Genomic DNA, 21,752 nt, shown 5'->3' with positions numbered 1-21,752 from the left:
CCAGTCGATCAGCCGGACGCTGGGGCAGGGAAACACCGCCACCGAGCAGAACACCCTGATTGTGCGCACTGACAGCCCGGAACACGCCTGGGCGGTGGCGTACCACGCGGTCGCCAATGCCGGCGAGCACGGCGTCGTGTCGGTGGCCACGATGAATCTGCGGCACAGCATCGGGTCGCAGAATTGGATCCGGGGTGCGGCCACCGCCGGCAATGAAGTCCGGATCACGCTCCGCTGAGGGAAGTCCGGATCACGCTCCGCTGAGGGAAGTCCGGATCACGCTCCGCTGAGGGAAGTCCGGATCACGCTCCGCTGAGGGCACCGTCCCAGTTGACGGGGTGGTTGTAGAGGTGATTGTTGCGGGCATCCCTGGTCGCGTTGCGCAGAACCAGCGGCAACATCAGGTCGCGCAGTCCCACCGCCAGCCGGGAACCGCCCGGGGCCTTGCGCCGCCCGAGGGCACGGGAGTACTTCACCACCTCCTCGGCGCGGGGACGCCGCAGCCGGACATACTCGTCGAACGCCGGCGGATGCGACGGCCGATCCCGCAGACACCGCGCCAGCGTCACCGCGTCCTCGAGCGCAAGTGAGGCGCCCTGACCGGCGTTGGGACTGGTCGCATGGACCGCATCCCCGACCGCGACGACCCGCCCGCGGTGCCAGTGCGGGACGTGCGGCAGATCGTAGATGGGATAGGCCCCCACCTCGTCGGCCGCCGCGAGAATCTGGGGCACCGGGAATGGATCCTGCGCATGCAGCTCGCGCAGCTCGGTGAGCCACTGGTCGGTCGGCATCCGCCGCACCCGGTCCGGGTCGACCCCGCTCCAATTGGGATTCGCGAACCAGTACACGGTGCCGTCGGTCCGCACCAGGTAGCCGAAGAACCCGCGGGCGCCGAAGATCATTCGCTGCACCCCCGGGGTCGGCGCGAGACCCGGAAGTCGGGCAAAGCCACCGATGCTGAGCAACCCGGTGAAGCGCGGCTCGGGCGCATCGGGGTCGATCCAGCGGCGGGTGAACGATCCGACCCCATCGCAGCCGATCAGGACATCGCCGGTGGCCTCGGTACCGTCACTGAACCGCGCGGTCACCCCGAGCGGGCTCTGCTCGATCGCGGTGAGTCGCCGCCCCGGCGTACTCGGCAGGCCCCGCGCCGCCACCGCACCTTGCAGTACGCCGTGGAGTTCGTCCCGGCGAACCACCACACTGCCCGCTCCGGTTCGCCGGCCGGCCCGTTCGGCATGGTGGCGAGCTTGCGGTCGCGTCCGCTCCACAGTTCCAGGTAGGGACACCGATGGCCGATCGCCAGGAGTTCATCCCGCAGCCCCAAGAGGTCCAGGACGGCCAGACCGTTGGTGGCGACATTGAGGAAAAGGCCACCGTGGGTGGCGGGCCCCGGACGGGCCTCGAAAATTTCGACCTCCCAACCCGCCCGGTGCAGGAACAGGGCGGTCGCCGGCCCGGCGATTCCGCCGCCGATGATAAGCGCTCTGGTCATCGTTGACCTCCGATAAAATAGCGCACAAGAGAGATTCTCTATTTAAGAGTCTCTCGATATTAGAGAGGATACGCGATGTCCGAGGATTTCACCAGCCGTACTGCGGCGATCGCCCGGCACGGCGAGCTCATGCGCGAGTTCATGGCCCGGGTCGTGCTCTTCCAGGAGGCCGTCGCCCGCTCCGGCGGGCTGAACGGGTCCGATCTCCAGGCCGTCAGCCTGCTGCTCAGTGACGGGCCCGCCACGCCCGGCGAGTTGGCGTCGCGGATCGGGCTCACCGCCGGGGGCGCGATCACCACGATGATCGACCGGCTCGAGCGCGCCGGCTATGTCCGCCGCACCCGCGACGAGTCCGACCGGCGGCGGGTCCTGGTATCGGCGATCCCCGAGACGGTACTCACCCGAGTGGGCCCGGTGTACGCCCGGGTCACCGAGCACTGGAACGAATACCTCGAGACCCTGACCGATGAGCAGATCGCCTTCGCCAACGAGTTCCTGGCGCGGGCCGCCGCGCTCAACCGGGACGAGACCACGGCCCTGCGACGCGAAGGAGGTCCGGACCACCCGCGGTGATCCGGACCTCCCCCGGCCGATGCGATGGGTGCGACTCAGCCGAGCCGGCTGACCGCCGCCTCGATCCGTTCGTCGGTGGCGGTCAGCGCCACCCGGACGAAGTTCGCGCCCGCCGCGCCGTAGAACGCGCCCGGGCTGACCAGAATCCCGCGCTCGGCGAGCCAGTCCACCGAAGCCCAGCAGGATTCGTCCCGGGTTGCCCACAGGTACAGGCCGCCTTCGGAATGCTCGATCCGGAAGCCCACGCCCTCCAGTGCCGCGCGCAACGGCGTACGGCGCCGCAGGTAGCGCTCCCGCTGCACCTGCACGTCCCGCTGATCCCGCAGCGCGACCGCGATCGCCGCCTGCACCGGCGTCGGCAACATGAAGCCGCTGTGCTTGCGGACCTCGGTCAGTTCGTGGATCAACTCCGGGTCACCGGCGACGAAGCCCGCCCGATAGCCGGCCAGATTCGACCGCTTCGACAACGAGAACGCCGCCAGGATGTTGCGGTAATCGCCGCCGGAGATGTCGGGGTGCAGGATCGAGACCGTCTCGGCCTCCCAGCCGAACTCGCCGTAGCACTCGTCGCTGGCCAGGATCACGTCGTGCTCGCGGCAGTAGGCGACCCATTCCCGCAGTTGGTCCGGGGTGAGCATCCGTCCGCTCGGATTGGCCGGCGAGTTGATCCAGACCACACTCGGCACCGCGCTGAGTTCGTCCGGGGCGTCGGCGGTCTCCCAGTCGGCGCCGGCGATGATCGCGCCGACGGCGTACGTCGGATAGGCCAGCGCGGGCAGCGCAACCCGGGCACCGGGACCGAACCCGAGCTGGGACACCAGCAGGGCCACGAACTCCTTCAGTCCGATCACCGGCAGCACCGAGGCGTCCTCGATCGAGACCGCGCCCCATCGGGTACGCAGGTACTCCACGATGGCCGACCGCATCTCGGCGGTGCCGGCCACGGTGGGGTACCCATGGGCGTCCGCGGCGGCGGTCAGCGCGTCGCGGATCGGCTCCGGGGTCGGATCCGCAGGCGTCCCGACGGACAGGTCAACCAGTCCGCCCGGATGGGCCTGTGCCTTGCGCTTGGCCGGCTCCAGCGTGTCCCACGGAAAATCGGGCAGCCGGTGGGCCAGCGGATTTCTCACGCCTCGTCGTGCTCCTGCGGCGGAAGCGCCGCGACCAGCGGATGATCCTTGTCGATGACGCCCTGCTTCGCCGCACCACCGGGCGAACCGATGCCGTCGAAGAACTGGACATTCACGTCGTAGTAGCTGGCGAACTCCTCGGGCACATCGTCCTCGTAGAAGATCGCGGTCACCGGACACACCGGCTCACAGGCACCACAGTCAACGCACTCGTCCGGATGGATGTACAGCATCCGGCCACCCTCGTAGATGCAGTCCACGGGGCATTCCTCGACACATGCGCGGTCCTTCAGGTCCACACACGGCTGAGCGATGATGTAGGTCACGATCAACTCTCCTGTTTCATTCTCGAACGGACCGGCAGTCCGATTTCACACACTACTATCTCCCCGACCCTTTGGGGACGGTGCCGAAGATTGGTAAAATCTATGATCACATATTGGCGGAATCTGCCGCTGGCTCCCGGTGATCGGATCTCGGTCCGGGTCCGGATCCCCGAGCCGCCCGGCGCGAGCGACATCATCGGCCGGGTGCTCACGGTAACCCCGGCGGCGGTGCTGCTGGAGGATCGCCGCGGCCGGCAGACCGAGGTCCGCAGCGAGCAGGTGATCGCCGCCCGCAAGGTCCCCGCCATCGCCCGCGGCCGCAACCCGGCGTACGCCGACCCCGCCCGGCTGCGCGAACTGCTCGGTGTCGAGGAGGCGTGGGCCGCCCGACTGTGCGACGTGGTGGATCCGGCCGGACTGCTGGGACAGCGCCCGGTGCTCCTCGATGGGGAGCGGGTCGCCCGCTTCGGCGACTCCCGCGCGGAAGTGACCGGCGAATGGGTCCTGATGCACCTGGCCGAGGCCGAGGACTTCGCTCCCCTGGCGGCCTGGGCCGTACGCCGGGACGCCCGCAACGTGGCTGCCGACACCCCGATCCCGGACCCACCGCTCACCGGCTGAGGGTCAGTTGCAGGTGACCTTGGCGACCGCGTCGTACTTCCAGGACTTGTCCTCCCGCTTGACGACCGACCCGTTCACCTTGAACACGCGGTAGTACGAGGCGGTGAAACCGGGCTGCGCGGACTGGGCGATGCAGCTCGGCCCGGAACCCTTGATCTCCTCGGAAGTGTTGTAGTAGTCCGACTTGACCGGCTCGGGGGACTCGATGTCCCACTTCTTGGTGCCCCAGATCCGGACCGTGATCGACCCCTGGGTGCCCGGGCTGGAGGCCTGCCGGTACGCCTCGATGTAGATCGCATTGTCGGTGGTGTTGCGGAACTTCACGTCGATCGACCCGGAGTAGATGGTCGACTCCCGGCCCGCCGGGTACCGGTCGAAGTACATCGTGTGCGGCTGGTGCTCGATGTCCTCCAGCCCGGCGAACCAGGCCGCGTTGAACACGGTGGTCGCGCTCTGGGAGATGCCGCCGGCTGTCTGCTCCTCCAGCTTCGCGCCGGCGATCACGGTGCCGTCGACGTACCCGTTGCTCGAGGTGCGCGGACCGAGCGCCTTGTCCAGGGAGAACACGCCGTTGGTCGCGACGGTGTTGCCGTTGATCCGCTGCGCGGCCAGGCCCAGGTTGGTGTTGCGGTAGTCGGCGTGCGGGAACTTGGTGGTGAACTCCCCGATCACCTGCTTCGGCTTCTGCTGCTCGGCTTGCTCGGTGGTGAACTTGGCCTTCGCGCCGGTCAGTTCGAGCTTGACCGATCGCTCGGTGCTCGGGATCGCCGGCATCACGGCCTTTTCGAAGTTGTCCTTGCCGACCTCGGAGCCATCCACCGACGGGACGACCGTCAGCGTGTCGCCGTCCTTCTTGTAGGAGGCGTCCTTGGCGCCCTTGAGGTCCAGCTTGGCGATCGCCGGCTGGGCCTTCTCCAGCAACTTGGCCGAATCGGTGGACAGCTTCGGGGCCCCGTCGACGATGTCGATCTTGCTGGCCGCGGCGATCATCGCCGGGGTGACGTCGAACTTGCCCTGGCCGGTGTCCACGGTGATCGGTCCGTTCAGCGCCGGCTTGATCTGCTGCTCGATCGCCTGATCGACCTCGGCGTCGGTGACCTGCGGCTCGGTGGACTGCACCTTGGCGGTCACTTCACGCGAACTCAGGTAGCCGTCCTCCAGTGACTTGACCAGGGCCTGCTGATCCAGTTCCAGCGCGTTCTGGCCGGCCACCTTGACCGGCTCGGTGCCCTTCAGCGACAGTTCGGCGTTCTTGGACTCCCGGTTGACCTCACCGGCGGCCCGCCCCACGGTCTCCTGCAGCTTGCGCTGATCGACGTCCTTGACCGGAGCGACCGCGCCGCCGCCGGTCAGCACGCGCCAGATGTGCGCCGGGGCCCAGGACTTGCCCACTCCGGAGGCGTCGATGGTCTTTTCGTAGTTCACCGACAGCCCGGCGTCGGCCGGCTTCACCTCGATCCTTGCGTCCCCGGCAACCACGGTGATCGGCGCGTCGGCCTCGGCGGCGTACTCGTTCTTCAGCTTGCTGACGGCCTCGTCGCGGCTCAGCCCGCCGACGCGTACGCCGGCGACAGTGGTGTCCCGCGGAACCGCGTTGCCGGCCATCAGGTATCCCGCGATGTAGATCCCACCGAGTACCAGAACGACGCCTGCAATGATGATGCCGATCAGGCCGCCCTTGCCCGGGCGACGCTTGGCACCGGGCTTGTTCCCCGAAGATTTCACGTTCTCAGACACCTACGCACCTCGTCCGACTGCTGGCCGCAGACGATAGTACGTGACATTCGGCCGAAATCGCGCTTCCCGCTGACTGCCCGATAACGGTTCAGTGACAACTCACAGCCCGGAGAAGATATCCTTTGCACCCTTCGGTACCGGCACCCCGCCGGCGAAGCGGTAGGACTCACGAGTGAGTACGCCCGGGCCGAGGGTGTCGCTGAGTTGATAGAGGAAGAAGTCGGTCGGGATCTGACTGGCATGGGCCCGGAATGCCTGCAGCTTCTGTTCTCCCCGCTCGGGGTCGAACACCTCGACGGCGATGGCGGAGTCCGGGGTGACCATCGGGGGCAGCGGCCCCGCCGGATCGTAGTCCCCCCAGGGCCAGTCCCGACCGGCCTCCTGCATCCGGCGCAATCCCTCCCGGAACCCACTCTCGGCCATCGCGGTCCACAGCATCCGGGGAACCGCCCAGGCCTCCCCCAGATCGGGCCGGTAGCTGGGGACGGCGGCCAGCTGACTGCCGTACATCGCGACCCGATGGGCCTGGATGTGATCGGGATGGCCGTAGGAGCCGTACTGGTCATAGGTGATCAGCACCTGGGGACGTCGGTCGCGGATGAGTACGGCCAGGTCGGTGGCCGCTTCGGTCAGGTCGGCCGACCAGAAGGTGTTCCCGGTCGCATCCGGCACCGGGATCACCCGACCCTGTTCGTCGACGGCCATCCCCGAATCGCGGTACTTCCCATCGCCGCCGAGCCGGACGAAGTCGGTGACCCCGAGCACCCGCATCGCCTCGGTGAGTTCCCCGATGCGGTGCCGGCCCAGGGCGTCCGGATCCTCGGAGCGCAGGTTCTTGAGGTCGTCGACGACGATGTCGCCCTCCTCGCCCAGGGTGCAGGTCACCAGCGTCACCCGGTCACCGAGCCCGACGTGGTGGGCCATCGTGATCGCCGTCGACGTCACCTCATCATCGGGGTGGGCATGGACGAGCATCAGCCGGCGCGGTTCGGTCACCCGAGCATCGTACTGCGTGCTACCGGGTGCGGACCGTCCGCAGATCGAGCTGTCCGGCCCGGTTCAACTGCACGTCGGCCAGCCGGGTCGACCAGCCCGCCGCGGTCTTGGCCGTCCACAGCGGAATCGCGGGCGGGTTTTCGGCCAGGAGCGCCTCGGCCCGGGCGTACGCCTCGACCGCCGCGCTCCCGGTCGACGTGCGGGCCTGCGCCAGCGCCCGGTCGTACGCCGGGTCCGACCAGCCGGACAGGTTCGCCGCGGCCCCGGTCTCGAACGGGGACAGATAACTGTCGGCGCTGGTCTGCTCGCTCACCCAGCCCAGCCGGTACGCCCCGGTCACCTGCCCGGCGCGCACGGCGGCGAGCAGGGCCGCCTGATTGTCGAACAGCCGGACCTGGCAGTCCAGGCCGAGGGTGGAGCGCCATTGGTGGCACAGCGCGTCGGCCCACTGCTTGTGGCCACCGTCGGCGTTCACCGAGACGGTGAACTGGCCGGTGTAGCCCCCGGCATCGCGATACAGCCGCTGCGCCTGGTTGCGATCCAGGGTGCACAACTGCGCGCAGGCGTTCCCGGGATAGTCGGCCACCATCGGGGAGACCCAGCTGGTCGCCGGGGTGGCGGTGTCCTGGAAGACCTGGGAAGTGAGCCGGGACCGGTCGGTGGCCAGGGAGAGCGCCCGGCGCAGCCGGGGGTCGGCCAGTTGCCGATCCCGGCCGGACAGAGTGAGGCTGGTCAGGATCGCGGTGTCGAAGAGTTTGTGGCGCTGCTCCAACTCCTTGGCCCAGCGCCCGTCCAGCAGCAGGTCGGTGGGCACGGTGTCGGTGAAGTCGAGGGTGCCGGCGACCACGTCGTCATAGGCCTTGGTCGCCGACTGGCCCGGCTGGTCGTACATGCGCAGTTCGACCCGGCGCAGGCTCGGTCGGTCCGGACCGGTGTAGGCCTCGTTGCGCTCCAGCACGATCTGGGTGGCCGATCGGGTGGTGACCACGAAGGCGCCGGCGGTGACCGGGCGTTGGCTGTAGGCGTCCGGGCCGGCGGTGAAGAAGGCCGCCGGGTAGGGGGCGAAGGCAGGGTGACCGAGTTGGCTGATCAGGTCCGGGGTCGGGGTGCTGGTACGAATGGTGAAGGTGTGCTCGTCCAGCACGGTCAGTCCGCGCAGCCGGGTCGCCAGGCCGGTGGCCAGACACGGCCCCTGCGCCGGACAGGCCATCGCGTCGGCACCGTCGATGACCGAGAACAGTGAGCGGCCCAGTTGCTGGTGCGGCCCGTAGGCGTTCCACGACCAGGTGTCCACGAAGTCCTGTGCGGTGACCGGGGTGCCGTCGCTGTAGCGCCGGGCGGGATCCAGCCGGACGGTGAAGTTCTGCTGGTCGGTGGTCTCGATCGAGGTGGCCAGATCCATTCGCGGGGTCCCGGTGGCGGGCTCGTAGCCGACCAGACGGGCGGTGGACTGCTCCAGCACCTGGATCCCGCAGACGTCCAGGGTGTCCCCGGGCAACAGGCTGCCCGCCGGGGTGCAGCCGCGGACGCTGATCGCGTCGGCGGGAACCGGCAGCGGCGCGGGGGTGGTGCAGCCGGCCAGCAGCAGGGTCACCACGGCCAGCACAGCCGCACGCGCGACACCTCTCATGCCACCCCTTTCGGCTCGGTCGACCCGGCCCCGAAGCGCCGGCGCGCCCGCACCCCGCGGCGCAGCAGGTCGGTCCCGATCTCCAGGCAGGTGCGGACCTGGGGATCGAGGTCGGCGGTACGCAGGGTCTGCTCGGCCAGGGCCAGGGTCGGGGCATCGGTGTGGCCGGCGGGGAACGCCAGGGAGACCACCTCCCGCAGGGACCAGCCGTGCAGGAATTCGGCCGCGGTGTTGATCTCGGCGAAGTAGCGCTCCACCCAGGGCCGGGTCAGGTCGGTCTGTTCGGGGTGGAACAGCCCCGACGCGGTCGCGTACAGTTCATAGGCGCTGGTCTCGCCGGGCCGGATCAGCAGTTCGAAGGCGCGCTGCTTGGCCTCCGGCGTACGCTGCGCGGCGCGTGCCTCGGCCAGCCGGATCCGGGGGGTCGCCGTCGGGTGCTTGGCGTACGCGGCTTCGGCCGGGGCCAGGTCCCCGGTCAGGGCGCTGATCCGGATCAGGGCGGTCCAGCTCAGCGGGGTGTCCTCGGCGGCAGCGAAGCGAGCCAGCAATTCCGGATCGGTGGTGCAGCCGGCGATCAGGCGGTCGGCGGGCACCCGCACCTGCGGGTCGGGATGCGCGGCGATCGGCGCGAGCGCCGCGGCCAGGTCGGTCAGCGCCGCGGTGCGGCGGTCCGGGGCCAGGAAGGTCCCGATCAGTTGGCCCCGGGCGTACTCGGCCAACGGGCTCCACAGCTGCGCCGAGCCGGCGGCCACGGCGGGTTCGGCGGGCAATTGGCGACAGATCAGGCCGAGCGCGACCTCGGGATCGACCGCCCCTTCGTGTACGCCGAGGCGCAGACTGTTCCAGAGGCTGACCCGGGTCGCCGGCTGCGCGACCGCCGAGATCGGGGGCCAGCCGGCCGGGTCCCCGAGATCGAGCCGGGCCCAGGTGCGATCGTCGGCATCGGGGACCACCAGTCCCCCGGTCGCGAGCGCCGGATCCAGCGGGGTGTCGTCGGCGGTGATGTGCACCGAGCGGGTGCCGGTCACCGCCCCGGACGGGGCCAACGCCGCGACCGTGACCCGGTGCGGGCGCCGGACCCCGGTCCCGGTCCGGTGCAGGTGGCCGGCGCGGACCGCGAGGGTGTCGAATCCGGAGGTACGCAGCCACGCGTCGACCCACTCGGGCAGCCCGACTGCCCCGGCAGCGATCCAGGCGTCCACCAGGTCGGCGAGGGTGGCGCTGCCCCAGGCGTGGTCGCGGATGTGCGCGGCCAGGCCGCCCCAGAAGACGTCGGGGCCCAGCGCGGCCAGCAGTTGCCGCAGCGCCGCCGCGCCCTTGGCGTAGGAGATTCCGTCGAAGGCGGCCAGCGCCGCGCGGGCGTCGGCGGCGCCGTTACCGGCCACCGGATGGGTCGCCGGGCCCAGGTCGGCCACCAGTCCCCACCACTTGCGGCGGATCCCGAATTCGGTCCACAGATCGTAGTCGGTGTACTCCGAACAGACCTGGTGGCCGAGGAATTCGGCGAAGGACTCATTGAGCCACAGGTCGTCCCACCAGCGCGGGGTGACCAGGTCGCCGAACCACTGGTGTGCCATCTCGTGACAGATCGTGCCGGCCCGGGAGGCGCGCTCGGCGTGGGTGGCGCGGCCCTCGAACAACAGCTGGTCGCGGAAGGTGACGCATCCGGGATTCTCCATCGCGCCGGCGTTGAAGTCGGGCACGAAGACCTGGTGGTACTCCCCGAACGGATATTCCACGCCGAACAACTCGGTGAAGGCGGTGAAGCCGGCCCGGGTGACGGCGAGGATGTCGGCGGCCTCGGCGTCGAGTGCGTCGGCGAGCGATTGCCGGGCATGGATCCCCAGCGGGATCGGCGCCCCGATGGTCGGGGTGCACCGATCGGTGATCGAGGCGTACGGGCCGGCGATCAGGGTGACCGCGTAGGTCGGAATCGGCCCGGTCGGATCGGGCGTACGCCAGTGTCCGAGTTCGACCTCGACGAACCGGCCGTTGCCGAGGACGGTCCAACCGGGCGGCACCCGGACGTCGAAGGAGTACCCCACTTTCAGGTCGGGCTGGTCGAAGCAGGCGAACCAGTCCGGGGCGGCGTCGAGGAAGGACATCGCGTACAGGTAGGTGAGCCCGTCGGCGGGGTCGGTGTGGCGATGCAGTCCCTCCCCGTCGCTGTGGTAGCGCATCGTGGCGGTCGCCGTCAGGACGTTCGCCTCCCGCAGATCGCTCAGCCGCAGTCGGCCGTCGGCCCAGGCGTCCGCGGGCAGGGCCTTGCCGTTCAGCACTGCTGCGCCGAGTTCGACGCAGTGCAGATCGGCGAAGGTGTCGGTCCCGGGGAGGGCGGTGAACTCCAGCCGGGTCCGGGAGACGAAATCTGCCCGGGACGGATCGGCCGCGCCGGTCAGGTCCAGTTCCACGTGCGCAGCCACCGGGCCCAACTGCGCCGAGCGCCGCTCCGCCTCGACGCGCTGCAGGGATCCCATGGCGTCAAGGTACCCGGGCGCGGCACCGTCGGGCCACCACAGCACAATGAGCGATATGCGATTCGGAATGTTCATACCGCAGGGGTGGCGATTCGACCTGGTCGGCATCGACCCGGCCGAGCAATGGGCCACCATGGCGGGTATTGCCCAGGCCGCCGACCGGAGCGAGCACTGGGAATCGGTGTGGGTCTACGACCACTTCCACACCACCCCCGCGCCCAGCGACGAGGCGACCCACGAGGCGTGGTCACTGATGGCCGCGCTGGCCGCCAGCACGCAGCGGGTCCGGCTGGGCCAGATGTGCACCTGTGCCAGCTACCGCAACCCGATGTATCTGGCCAAGGTTGCCGCGACGGTCGATCTGATCAGCGGCGGCCGGACCGAGATGGGTATCGGGGGCGGCTGGTACGAGCACGAGTGGCGGGCCTACGGGTACGGATTCCCCCGTCCGGGCGTACGCCTGGGTCGGCTCGACGAGTCGGTGCAGATCATGCAGCAGGCCTGGCGGACCGGCCGGGCGACCCTGGCCGGCAAGCACTACCAGGTGACCGACGCCATCTGTCAGCCGACGCCGCTGCAGCAGGGCGGGATTCCGATCTGGTTGGCCGGCGGCGGGGAGAAGGTCACCCTGCGGATCGCGGCCAAGTACGCCGACTACACCAACTTCGACGGCACCCCGGCCGGCTTCGCGCACAAGTCCCAGGTGCTGGCCGAGCACTGTGCGGAGGTGGGCACCGACTTCGACGCGATTGTGCGCAGTGCGAACTACAACGTGTTCCTCGGCCGCACCGAGGCCGAGGTGGCCCGGCGCCGACAGGCCTATGTCGATCGGGTCAGCCCCTACCTGACCACCGATCAGGTGGCCGGCCAGTTGCGGGCCTTCGACGGGATGCCCGGCACCGGGACGGTGCAGCAGGTGATCGACAACCTCGGAAAGTTGCGGGAGCAGGGGCTGAGCTATGCGATCTGCTACTTCCCCGACGCGGCCTATGACCGGGAAGTCGTGGAGTTGTTCCACAACGAGGTGATCCCGGCGCTGCAGTGAGTGACCCGGCTCGGGGGCCCGGGCTGCGCCGGGACTGCTGAACCCGGGGTGCTGTTCGCGGGCCCCGGTGCTGCTAGCGGGTCGGGGTGCTGTTCGCTGGTCCCGGGTACTGCTCGCGGGCCCCGGGTGCTGCTCGCGGGTTGGGGTGCTGTTCGCGGGCCCCGGTGCTGCTCGCGGGTTGGGGTGCTGTTCGCTGGTCCCGGGTACTGCTCGCGGGCCGGCGTACCATCCGCGGCCCCTGCAGGGCCAGCAAACCCGAACTCCGCCCGCGAGCCACCACCCCGGTCCGCGCCCCGCTCACCAGCCCGGTCGGCCGGACCCGAAAACGACAGCACAAAGGCTCCCCGGCACTGCCGGGGAGCCTTTGTGCAGTCAGGTACGGATCAGGCGTTCGCGTTCGCGCCCGCGACCGACAGGATCGCGCCGGTCAGCTGCTCGAGCTCGTCGAACACCTTGCCCAGCTGCTGATCCTGCATGCCGGCGGGGGTGCAGACACCCTCGGCGAAGTCGGTGAACAGGCTGAGGTTCACCTCGGCGCGGGTGACGGCCATGCTGAAGTTGGCGGTGATCTGACGCCAGTGCTCGATCGCCCGGACGCCGCCGACGGCACCGTAGCCAACCAGCGAGAGCGCCTTGCCGACCCACTCCGAGCCGAGGCTGTCGACGGCGTTCTTGAACGCGGCCGGGACGGAGTGATTGTACTCCGGGGTGATGAAGATGTAGCCGTCGAACTGGTCGATCTTGTCGCTCCAGGCCTGGACCTCGGCCGAGGCGTACTTCTTGTTGGCCATCATCGGGTGGGTGGCCTCGTCGAACATCGGCAGGTTGTACGCGGCCAGGTCGACCAGTTCGTACTCCGCACCGGTACGCTCGGCGGCCTGCTTGGCGACCCACTGGCCGACGCTCTCGCCCGCCCGGCCGTTGCGCGTGCTTCCAACGATGATCCCGATCTTCATCCGCAGTCCTCACTATTGAGAAATAGACTATTTACACTTCAACTATGCACCCGGTGTGCCGCGCTGGGCAAATCGACCCGGGGGCCTGTCGATCGAAGGAGGAACAGCAGGAGAGCCGGTTTCATTCCCCCGCGGGATCGGCCTCAGCAGCCGGCGGAGTCGCCCCGGTCGGCCGGAAGGTGAAGCCGTCGACCACCGGCATGGTGCCGGATACCGAGGTACGCGTGGCGAACCCCTCGACGTAGGACAGCGAAGCCGCTCCCACCCCGGGCGTCCCCACCGTCGGGGTCGCGGGCTTGTCACCCCCGGCGGCCTGCACACCGGGCACCGGGGGCTGGATCTTCTCCCCCATGGCCGCACGGATCGCGTCGCGGAAGGAGCCGCCGCCCTCGGATTTGTGTTTGCGCACTTCAGCCATGCCCCGAATAGTAGGCCACCGACCGGGGCAGCGGCTGGGCCCGACCTGTGCCCGGCCTGGGAGTTTGCTCGCCCGCCGGTCGGTCCCGGTCAGAGGCGCTCGAGGGCCAGCCCGCGGACCACCGCACTGCCCACCTGATCGGACAGGTCCAGGTCGACCTCGGCCAGGATCCGCCAGTCGTGATCGCCCTCGGGGTCGTGCAGCACCTGGGTCACCTGCCACAGCCGCCCGCCCCGCGCGGTCTCGATCTGCAGCAGCCCCGGACCGCGGGCATCGGCATCGGTCAGCAGCTCATCGTGCTCGTCCCAGTACGCCCCGAGCGCCTCGTCCCAGGCGGCCGCGGTCATCACCACCGGCAGCGGCGGCTCGGTGAGGTGAGCCACCGAATCCTCGAGCGCGCCGAGTTCGGCGTACGCGTCATCGGCGGCCAGCTCGACCCGCCGGAACATGGCATTGCGGACCATCGTCCGGAAGACCCGCTCGTTGCCGGTCACCGGCCGCGGCGGAGCCGGCGGTTTGCCCGCGGCGACCGCCGCCGCGGCCCGTGCCACCGCCTCGGGGTCGGTGAGCGATTCCCACTCATCCAGCAGGGAGGAGTCGGTCTGCCGGACGGTCTCCCCCAGCCATTCGATCAGGTCCTCCAGTTCCGGTGACTTGTACCGGTCCGGAATGGTCTGTCGCAGGGTCCGGTAGGCATCGGTGAGATAGCGCAGCACCAGCCCCTCGCTGCGGGCCAGCTTGTACTGCGCGATGTACTGGGTGAAATCGGCGGCCCGCTCGTACATGTCGCGCACGACCGACTTCGGCGACAGGGCACTGGCATCGACCCACGGGTGCGTCTGGCAGAACACGTTCAGGGCGTGGGTGAGGGTCTCCTCCAGCGGCTTGGGCCAGCTCACCTCCTCCAGCAGTTCCATCCGCTCCTCGTACTCGATCCCGTCGTCCTTCATTTCCGCGACGGCCTTGCCCCGCTGCTCGTACTGCTGGGCCAGCAGCACCGGGAACGGATCATCGAGGATCGCCTCGATCACCGAGACCGCATCCAGATGGAAGTACGGGTCCTCCGGATCGAGCAGTTCCAGGGCGGCGACCGCGAACGGGGCCAACGGCTGATTCAGGGCGAAGTCCTCCTGTACCTGTTCGGTCAGGGAGCAGGTACGCCCGTTCGGGTCAGGCTTCGTCAGCTTGATCAGCACCCCCGAATCCAGCAGCCCGCGGGTGATCTGCAGCGCCCGGCGGGACAGCTTGCGCTGGGTCTTCACATCGGAGTGGTTGTCCTGCATCAGCGACTTCATCACCGGCCAGGGGTCCTCGTCGCGGGAACACACGTTGAGCACCATCGACGCCGTCACCTGCATTCGGGAGACCAGCGGTTCGGGTTCGGCGTCGATCAGCTTCTCGAAGGTGTCCTGGGACCAGTTCACGAACCCCTCGGGCGGCTTCTTGCGCTGCACCTTGCGGCGCTTCTTCGGATCGTCGCCCGCCTTGGCCAGCGCCCGCTCGTTCTCGATCACATACTCCGGCGCCTGGGCGACCACATAGCCGACGGTGTCGTAGCCGGCGCGCCCGGCCCGCCCGGCGATCTGGTGGAACTCCCGGGATTTCAGCCGCCGGGTGCGCGAGCCGTCGAACTTGGTCAGCGCGGTGAACAGGACCGTGCGGATCGGCACGTTGATGCCGACCCCGAGCGTGTCGGTGCCACAGATGATCTTGAGCAGGCCGGTCTGGGCCAGTTGCTCGACCAACCGGCGATACTTCGGCAACATCCCCGCGTGATGGATGCCGATTCCGTGCCGGACCAGCTTGGACAGCGTCCGCCCGAAGCCCGCACCGAATTGGAAGGCGCCGATCTCCGCGGCGATCCGGTCCTTCTCCTCGCGGGTCGACAGCTTGAGCGACAGCAGCGTCTGGGCCCGTTCCAGCGCTTCCTTCTGGGTGAAATGGACCACGTAGACCGGCGCCTGGTGGGTGGTGACCAGTTCTTCGAGCTTTTCGTGCAGCGGTTCCAGCGACCAGCTGTAGTGCAGCGGGACCGGCCGCTGGGCATTGCTGATCTCCACGGTGTCGCGTCCGGTACGCCGCTTCAGGTCGGCCCGCAGCCAGTCCACGTCGCCGAGGGTGGCCGACATCAGGACGAATTGCGCCTGCGGCAGCGCGAGCAGTGGAACCTGCCAGGCCCAGCCCCGATCGGGCTCGGAGTAGAAGTGGAACTCATCGGCGACGACCTGACCGATGTCGGCCTCCGCCCCTTCGCGCAGGGCGATGTTGGCCAGGATCTCCGCGGTGCAGCAGATGATCGGGGCATCGGCATTGACCGAGGCGTCGCCGGTGATCATGCCGACGTTCTCGGCCCCGAAGGTCTGGCACAGGGCAAAGAACTTTTCGCTGACCAGGGCCTTGATCGGCGCGGTGTAGAAGGAGACCTCGCCGCGGGCGATGGCCGCGAAGTGGGCGGCGGTGGCGACCAGGGACTTCCCGGAGCCGGTGGGGGTCGCCATGATCAGGTTGTTGCCGCTGAAGATCTCGATCGCCGCGTCGTCCTGGTGTGGATAGAGGCTGATCCCCCGCTCGGTGGCCCACTCGGTGAAGTGGGCGTACAGCGAGTCGGGGTCGGACGGGATCTGATCGGTGAGTTGCATCGGCTCCATGCTCGCACGTTCCCGGCCGCGGTGCGCGCGGTCGCCCCTCCGACCGGGGTCTACGCGGAAAGGTGGGCCGATCCTGCCACCAGGCACCCCGAATCCGCCGAAATCAGCAGAATTCGACCGCCTGGTGGCAGGATCCGACCACGGATCGGGTCAACCGCACAGGGGCAGATCGTCGGCGTGCAGCACCCAGGTCGGCAGGTCGGTCCGGAACTGCTCGGCGACGTTCGGCGAATCGGCGGCCCGCCAGTCGACGGTGTCGTCGATCTCGACCTCGTACTTCTCCCACTCGAACCAGTTGATCATCTTCACCTGGGGATGGTCGGCATGGAATTCGTTGGAGAACACCTGGCCCCACCAGGCCCGCTTGATGTCGACCTCGGCGGCCCCGCCCCGGGACGGGGTATAGATCGCCGCGGTCTCGGGGATCCCGATCGGCAGTCCCCGCTTGACCCCGTACTCCTGATAGAAGTCCGGGATCTCATGGTCGTCCCCGGCGGTCCCGCGATAGTTGCCGGTGAGCATGTCGACGAACTTCGTGTTCTCGGGGATCTCGTTGTTCCCCCAGGGCCGTTGATTGCCCCAGTGGTAGAGCGAGATGCCGGCCCAGTCGACGTACTCGTCGCCCGGGTAGTAGGGCTCGTAGGAGTCGTCGGCCATGGTCAGTCGCCCGTTGCCGTCGGTATCCAGGGCACGATGATCCTCGGTGCCGGGCAGGGCCTCGAACTGACCACCGGTGAAGGGGTATCCGCCGCCGTAGTTGGGCGCCCACATCATCTGGGAGGCGGGGGCGGTCGCGTGGATCGCCCCGGCAACCTTGCGGAACACCTCGATGTAGCGCTTCGGTTGCTGACCCCAGCTGTACCAGGATCCGTTCATCTCGTGGGCGAACCGCACGATCACCGGGGTGCCCTGTTCGTTGAGGTCGGCCAGGTCATTGGCCAGCCGGGCGATCACCTCATCGCTCATCGCGTCCAGCCCGGCATGCGGCTCCAGGGTGAGCAACAAGATGGCGCCGTGCTGGCGTACCTGCTCGGCGGCGTTGACGGTGTGTTCCCAGTGCGCGGTGTCGTAGGGGATGTCGGAGAACTGGACCACCACCGCGGGGGCATGCCCGAGATTGGCCCGGTGCTGCCCGAGCGCGGTGCGCTCCCAGTCCAGATTGACCCCGAGCATCGTGCCCTGCTGCGGAATCATCGCCGTGGTGTCGATCCGGCACTTGGCCAGATCGTCGACCACGCGGACCGCGCGCTGGGACACCACGGCCACCACCCCCGCGGCCAGAATCATCGCCAACACCGGAATCAGCAGGCGCAACCGATTACGCCGGCGGCCGGGCGCGCCGGTATAGCCGCCGACGGGTTCCTCGGGTTCGGTCGGAGTGTCCCAGCGTCGCAATCGCCCGCCCATGTCACCGCCTGCCGAACAGCGTGGCCAACCGGCGCCGCGGGGCCGGCTGGATCATCCGCTCGGCGCGGCCGAGCTCCGCCTGCTCCCGGGTGGCATAGCAGCGGGCGATCATGCCCAGGTCGGTGGAGACGCTCGCCTGCCGGACGGCCTCGGAGGTGCCGTAGAGCCGGAAGTCGCCGCCGGTGCGACGGGTCAGGCGGAGCAGTTCCAGGGTCCCGACCAGCCCGGACGGCAGGACGTGACGGACGTGACCGACGTCGACCAGAACGAGGCAGGGTCCATCGCTGAGATGGTCCACGAGCGCCTCCCGCAGGTGCAGGGCACTGCTGGCGTCCAGGGTCGGCGCGGCGACCAGGTCGATGATCCGCGGACCGGCCGGGAGCACCACGGTCGGCGCCTCGTCCGCAGCGGGGCCGGCGGGGACGCTGTGGGCCCGGGCGGGATGGGCCGGGGCGGCGGAATGGGCCAGCCGGGTGGGCAGGGGCGACGCGGCGCGTGGGGTGTGCACAGACATGAGGACTCCTGGTCGGTTCGGGCGGATTACGCGAGGGTGACGCGGGCGGGCTGGTCGGTCGAGGACTCGGCACGATCCAGCACGTACGCGAGTTCCCCGGGGGCATAGAGCTGCGGCTCCTCGGGACTGCTGGAGCCGGCGGCACGGGCAGCGCCGATCACCACCCCGAGCAGGGCCAGATCCACCGCCACCCAGGCCAGGGTGATCAGGGTCGGCCACAGCGGCGCCAGCCCGGTCGCTGCCCGGACGATGCCGATCGCCGCGGCGACCACCAGCAGCCCCATCACGAACAGCTGGATCCGGACGTAGCGGTAGCCGGTGGTGGCGGCACCGCCGTCCTTCGAGGTCACCGAGAACTTCAGGTGCTTGCCCAGGAAGGTCGCCGCCGCGCCGGACAGCGTCGCCAGGATCCAGGTCGGGAACAGCGCGAACGACATCTGCTGACCCCGCCACAGCCCGCCGGAGCCATTGGCCGAGACCTGGAACAGCAACTGGCAACTGAAGAAGAAGGGAATGAACAGCAGGAAGAAGGTGGTGGGTTGCGCCCGGAGCGGGAAGACGCCGAGCAGCAGGAAAATGATCGGCGCCGCGATGTAGACGATGGCGGCAAACCCGTTCAGGTAGCTGGTCATCGTGCCGAGGTACATCAGGCGCTGGCCCAGCCCCAGACCGGAGACGAACATCGGGTTGTCCTTGAAGAACACCTGCATCGACCCCGCGGCCCAGCGCTGCCGCTGCGACAGCATGGTCTGCACGTCCTCGGGAGCCAGGCCGTGCACCAGGACCTCGTGGTGGTAGACGGTGGTCCAGCCCATCGCGTGCAGGTGCATCGCGGTGGCCATGTCCTCGGTGATCGTGGTGGTGTCCAGCGGGTGGATCGCGATGGCCTGATCGGTCCGCGCGACGTCGACCTCCTCGAGGATCTCGTCGAGTTCGGGAATCAGGTCCTGCACCAGGGCGGGGTCGCGGTAGGTGATCGCCCGGAAGTCCTCGCGCAGGGCATAGGTGACTTCGGTCAGCACCACCTGCTGGCGCAGTTGCGCCTCGGCCCGATCGATCGCGGCCAGGGCATCCTCCAGCAACGGAACCCGGGCCGGCTCACGCATCCCGGACTCGCTCATCAGGTTCTCCAGCCGGCCGCGGGCATGCCGCAACGCCTGCCGAGTACGCCCGATCGCGGCGCGGGTATAGCGGCTGAGCCCCAGCGACATCAGCGCCTCCCGGCGCAGCACGGCATTGGAGCCGCAGAAGAACGCCGCGTCCCAGCCGTCCTTGCCCTGCTGAATCGGACCGTAGAACAGTTCCGCCTCGCTGCCGAGGGGATCCCCCTTGGCGACGTTCCAGAACTTCTGCGGGGTCTGGACCAGCGCCACATCCGCGTCGTCGAAGTAGCCCAGGACCCGGTCGAGGAACTGCGGCTCGGGCATCTGGTCGGCGTCCAGGATCGCGATGAAGTCACCGTCGGTCCGCGAGAGCGCGTTGTTCACGTTCCCGGCCTTGGCGAACCGCGGACGCCCTTCCCACTCCTGGCCGCGAACGATGTACCCCACCCCGGCTGCGGCGGCGGCCCGGCGGAACTCCTGCCGGTTCCCGTCATCGAGGATCCAGGTCTTGTGCGGGTAGGTCATCTCCCGAGCCGCCAGCGCGGTCTTCATAACCAGTTCGAGGGGTTCGTTGTAGGTGGTGATGAACACATCCACCGTCCGCCCCGGGCGGGCCGGCGGCGGCGCGGGACGGCGCTTGGAGTTCCACATGGTCAGGCTGTAGAGAATCGACTCCGACAGGCTGTACGTCTCGGCCAGGGCCAGCGGGACGGCAATCCACCAGGCGGCCCAGGCAATGGTGTTGCTCCAGCGCCAGGCGATGTAGGTCAACCCGAAGGCGACCACCGCCAGGGCAATCACGCGGACCAGGAACAGGCGGCGCGCACTCATCGCCGCCCCCCGTTCGGCAGGTACCCGAACCGGCACCGGCGCTCTCCCGACCCTGCGGCCACGTGGCGTGTATTCATCGCTCCCCCTCAGCTTTCCGATCCCGGCACAGGGGGCCCGCAACACAGGTGCAGTCAGCGTTCAAGCCTGCCCCCGCGCCACGAGCAACCTGCATCTCGCACTCAGTCGTCCCGCAGCAATGCAGGCTTTATGATCAAAATATTAGTGGGAACATTTTTTGAGCACAAACTGTGGAAATGAGAGATTTGCCAATTCTCCCGACGATTCTCGTCCCATAAAAATAGGACATCCAGGCTCGCACTGGGGGTTATGAGAAGCTCTCACATCTCTGCGCCGACAGCGCCGGATGGCCCGATGCCGGCGAATCGTCCGCGAGCGCGGAACGGTCATAGAATCCGGATCATCACTGGGGCCCATACTGGCTCGGACAGACCCCACCCCACCGGTACGGATGGATCCATGAGTCGAACACGTAACCTTCTCGTCATATTAGGCACCCTCATTATTGTACTAATAGTTGCGGGGATTGTGTGGAATGTCACAGTGCCGAAAAAGATCGACCGACCGGGTGTCGGGGCGCTGGCGTGGAGCGATGAGTTCGACGGACCGGCCGGGACACCCCCGGACCCGACCAAATGGGTCAACGATGTGGGCGGCAACGGCTGGGGCAACAACGAGTTGCAGTACTACACCGCCGGCGGCACCAACGCCGCGCTCGACGGTGCCGGGAATCTGGTGATCGAGGCCCGGGCCGACGCCGCCGGGCTGGCCTGCTACCACGACCCCTGTCGATTCACCTCCGCCCGACTGAAGACCGCCGGCACCTTCGGCCAGCAGTACGGACGGGTGGAGGCCCGGATCCAGGTCCCCCACGGCGCCGGACTGTGGCCGGCGATGTGGATGCTGGGCGACGACATCGTGGTGCATCCGTGGCCGGCCAGCGGCGAGATCGACGTGATGGAACATGTCGGCGACCAGCCGCGGATGGCCCGGGGCAGCGCGCACGGCCCCGGTTTCTCCCGAACCGCCTCGATCAACTTCGACCACCACGGCGACCGACCCCTGGCCGAGGGCTTCCACACCTACGCCGTGGACTGGACTGCCGACCAGTTGATCTGGTCGGTCGACGACGAGCCGTACGGCGTCCTGCGCCGCGGCGACCTGACCACCGACCAGCAGTGGGTCTTCGACAAGCCCTACTTCCTGCTGCTCAATCTGGCCGTGGGCGGCGACTGGCCCGGCCCGCCCGACGAAAAGGCGCTCCCGGCGCGCATGCTGGTGGACTACGTACGCGTGTACGACCAGCCGGGAGCCGCCTCGCGCAGCGCCGCGGTCACCGTCGGGGAAACCAGCCACCTGCTGGGCTACACCGGCCGCTGCCTCGACGTCCAGGGCGGGTCTGCCACCGTCGGGGCGCGGGCGCACATCTGGGACTGCCTGGAGGTGGACAGTCAGCGCTGGACACTGGCCGAGGACCGGACCCTGCGCGCCCTGGGGCTGTGCCTGGCGCCGCTGGACGGGACCGCCCGCCGGGGCAGCCCGCTCGGGATGACCGACTGCACCGGCGCCTCGGCCCAGCGCTTCGGGTACGACGGCGCGACGCATGCCCTGGTCAATCTCGACTCCGGACAGTGCCTCGACGTCGCCGATTGGTCCAATCGCAACGGCGCCCAGTTGCAACTGTGGGACTGCGCAGGCACCACGAACCAGCGCTGGTCCGCCACGCCCTGAGGGCATCCGGCGCGGCAGCGCGCCGGAACAATCCTGTCCGAAACAGCAACTCTGTGTCGCAATTCTGAGAGGCCTGCTCATAACGCCTTGCGG

The 21,752-nt window shown here is 68.9% G+C and carries 19 protein-coding genes; 5 read left to right on the top strand and 14 right to left on the bottom strand.

Annotation, left to right across the window (positions count from 1 at the left end; genetic code table 11):
• On the top strand, positions 1–238 hold a 238-nt coding region (locus G531_RS26170; RefSeq protein ID WP_026927772.1), incomplete at its 5' end, for a hypothetical protein.
• A 64-nt stretch (positions 239–302) separates the two neighbouring features.
• Here the strand turns inward: G531_RS26170 and G531_RS22780 are convergent.
• Together G531_RS22780 and G531_RS26935 are read right to left on the bottom strand one after the other, a co-directional pair.
• A complete protein-coding gene (locus tag G531_RS22780) occupies positions 303–1,160 on the bottom strand; it encodes an FAD-dependent monooxygenase (RefSeq protein WP_051215526.1) in 858 nt (285 codons plus the stop codon).
• A complete protein-coding gene (locus tag G531_RS26935) occupies positions 1,088–1,498 on the bottom strand; it encodes an FAD-dependent oxidoreductase (RefSeq protein ID WP_051215525.1) in 411 nt (136 codons plus the stop codon). Before G531_RS26935 ends, G531_RS22780 begins: the two co-directional genes overlap by 73 nt.
• A 75-nt stretch (positions 1,499–1,573) precedes the next feature.
• Between G531_RS26935 and G531_RS0114250 the strand changes: the two genes are divergently transcribed.
• Complete coding sequence (locus G531_RS0114250; RefSeq protein ID WP_026927771.1) at positions 1,574–2,071, top strand: MarR family winged helix-turn-helix transcriptional regulator; 498 nt, start codon at positions 1,574–1,576, stop codon at positions 2,069–2,071.
• A gap of 35 nt (positions 2,072–2,106) precedes the next feature.
• Here G531_RS0114250 and dapC read toward each other — a convergent pair whose 3' ends face one another.
• Positions 2,107–3,201, bottom strand: coding sequence for a succinyldiaminopimelate transaminase (gene dapC, locus G531_RS0114245; protein ID WP_026927770.1), 1,095 nt, complete (start codon positions 3,199–3,201; stop codon positions 2,107–2,109).
• Entirely contained in the window at positions 3,198–3,527 is a 330-nt protein-coding gene (gene fdxA, locus G531_RS0114240; protein WP_026927769.1) for a ferredoxin, read from the bottom strand. Before fdxA ends, dapC begins: the two co-directional genes overlap by 4 nt.
• Before the next feature lie 102 nt (positions 3,528–3,629).
• On the opposite strand from fdxA, the gene G531_RS0114235 reads away from it, so the two are divergent.
• Complete coding sequence (locus G531_RS0114235) at positions 3,630–4,148, top strand: putative acetyltransferase (protein WP_026927768.1); 519 nt, start codon at positions 3,630–3,632, stop codon at positions 4,146–4,148.
• A 3-nt stretch (positions 4,149–4,151) separates the two neighbouring features.
• On the opposite strand, the gene G531_RS22775 is transcribed toward G531_RS0114235, so the two are convergent.
• The 4 genes from G531_RS22775 to pepN form a co-directional block, all read right to left on the bottom strand.
• Positions 4,152–5,885: a VanW family protein gene (locus tag G531_RS22775; protein WP_145978664.1), complete on the bottom strand. Its 1,734-nt coding sequence runs from the start codon at positions 5,883–5,885 to the stop codon at positions 4,152–4,154.
• A gap of 99 nt (positions 5,886–5,984) precedes the next feature.
• Positions 5,985–6,881, bottom strand: coding sequence for an N-acetyl-1-D-myo-inositol-2-amino-2-deoxy-alpha-D-glucopyranoside deacetylase (mshB, locus tag G531_RS0114225; protein ID WP_026927767.1), 897 nt, complete (start codon positions 6,879–6,881; stop codon positions 5,985–5,987).
• 19 nt (positions 6,882–6,900) lie between these two features.
• Positions 6,901–8,511 carry a peptide ABC transporter substrate-binding protein gene (locus tag G531_RS22770; protein WP_081684144.1) on the bottom strand — a complete coding sequence of 537 codons (1,611 nt, stop codon included), beginning with the start codon at positions 8,509–8,511 and terminating at the stop codon, positions 6,901–6,903.
• Positions 8,508–10,988, bottom strand: coding sequence for an aminopeptidase N (pepN, locus tag G531_RS22765; RefSeq protein WP_051215522.1), 2,481 nt, complete (start codon positions 10,986–10,988; stop codon positions 8,508–8,510). Before pepN ends, G531_RS22770 begins: the two co-directional genes overlap by 4 nt.
• A gap of 55 nt (positions 10,989–11,043) precedes the next feature.
• On the opposite strand from pepN, the gene G531_RS0114210 reads away from it, so the two are divergent.
• Positions 11,044–12,033, top strand: a complete 990-nt coding sequence (locus G531_RS0114210) for an LLM class F420-dependent oxidoreductase (protein ID WP_026927766.1) — start codon at positions 11,044–11,046, stop codon at positions 12,031–12,033.
• 383 nt (positions 12,034–12,416) lie between these two features.
• Here G531_RS0114210 and G531_RS0114205 read toward each other — a convergent pair whose 3' ends face one another.
• The 6 genes from G531_RS0114205 to G531_RS22755 all read right to left on the bottom strand — a co-directional run bounded on the left by G531_RS0114205 (position 12,417) and on the right by G531_RS22755 (position 19,910).
• Positions 12,417–12,989: an NADPH-dependent FMN reductase gene (locus G531_RS0114205; RefSeq protein WP_026927765.1), complete on the bottom strand. Its 573-nt coding sequence runs from the start codon at positions 12,987–12,989 to the stop codon at positions 12,417–12,419.
• A 121-nt stretch (positions 12,990–13,110) separates the two neighbouring features.
• The gene (locus G531_RS0114200; protein ID WP_145978663.1) at positions 13,111–13,407 is read right to left on the bottom strand and encodes a hypothetical protein; all 297 of its coding nucleotides are present in this window, start codon (positions 13,405–13,407) and stop codon (positions 13,111–13,113) included.
• An 89-nt stretch (positions 13,408–13,496) separates the two neighbouring features.
• Entirely contained in the window at positions 13,497–16,046 is a 2,550-nt protein-coding gene (locus tag G531_RS0114195; RefSeq protein ID WP_026927763.1) for a DEAD/DEAH box helicase, read from the bottom strand.
• Between the two features lie 159 nt (positions 16,047–16,205).
• On the bottom strand, positions 16,206–17,462 hold the full coding sequence (locus G531_RS22760; protein WP_051215521.1) for a glycoside hydrolase family 26 protein: 1,257 nt from the start codon (positions 17,460–17,462) through the stop codon (positions 16,206–16,208).
• Position 17,463: 1 nt separating this feature from the next.
• Positions 17,464–17,976, bottom strand: coding sequence for an STAS domain-containing protein (locus tag G531_RS0114185; protein WP_060930000.1), 513 nt, complete (start codon positions 17,974–17,976; stop codon positions 17,464–17,466).
• Between the two features lie 26 nt (positions 17,977–18,002).
• Positions 18,003–19,910: a glycosyltransferase gene (locus G531_RS22755; RefSeq protein ID WP_081684142.1), complete on the bottom strand. Its 1,908-nt coding sequence runs from the start codon at positions 19,908–19,910 to the stop codon at positions 18,003–18,005.
• Positions 19,911–20,471: 561 nt separating this feature from the next.
• Between G531_RS22755 and G531_RS0114175 the strand changes: the two genes are divergently transcribed.
• Positions 20,472–21,659, top strand: coding sequence for a ricin-type beta-trefoil lectin domain protein (locus tag G531_RS0114175; protein ID WP_051215520.1), 1,188 nt, complete (start codon positions 20,472–20,474; stop codon positions 21,657–21,659).
• The last annotated feature ends 93 nt before the right edge of the window (positions 21,660–21,752 follow it).

It is taken from the genome of Granulicoccus phenolivorans DSM 17626 = NBRC 107789 = JCM 15570 (assembly GCF_000423085.1).
Classification (GTDB): domain Bacteria; phylum Actinomycetota; class Actinomycetes; order Propionibacteriales; family Propionibacteriaceae; genus Granulicoccus; species Granulicoccus phenolivorans.
The sequence above is the reverse complement of the archived record's forward strand: the minus strand, read 5'-3'. Positions and strand labels throughout refer to the sequence as shown.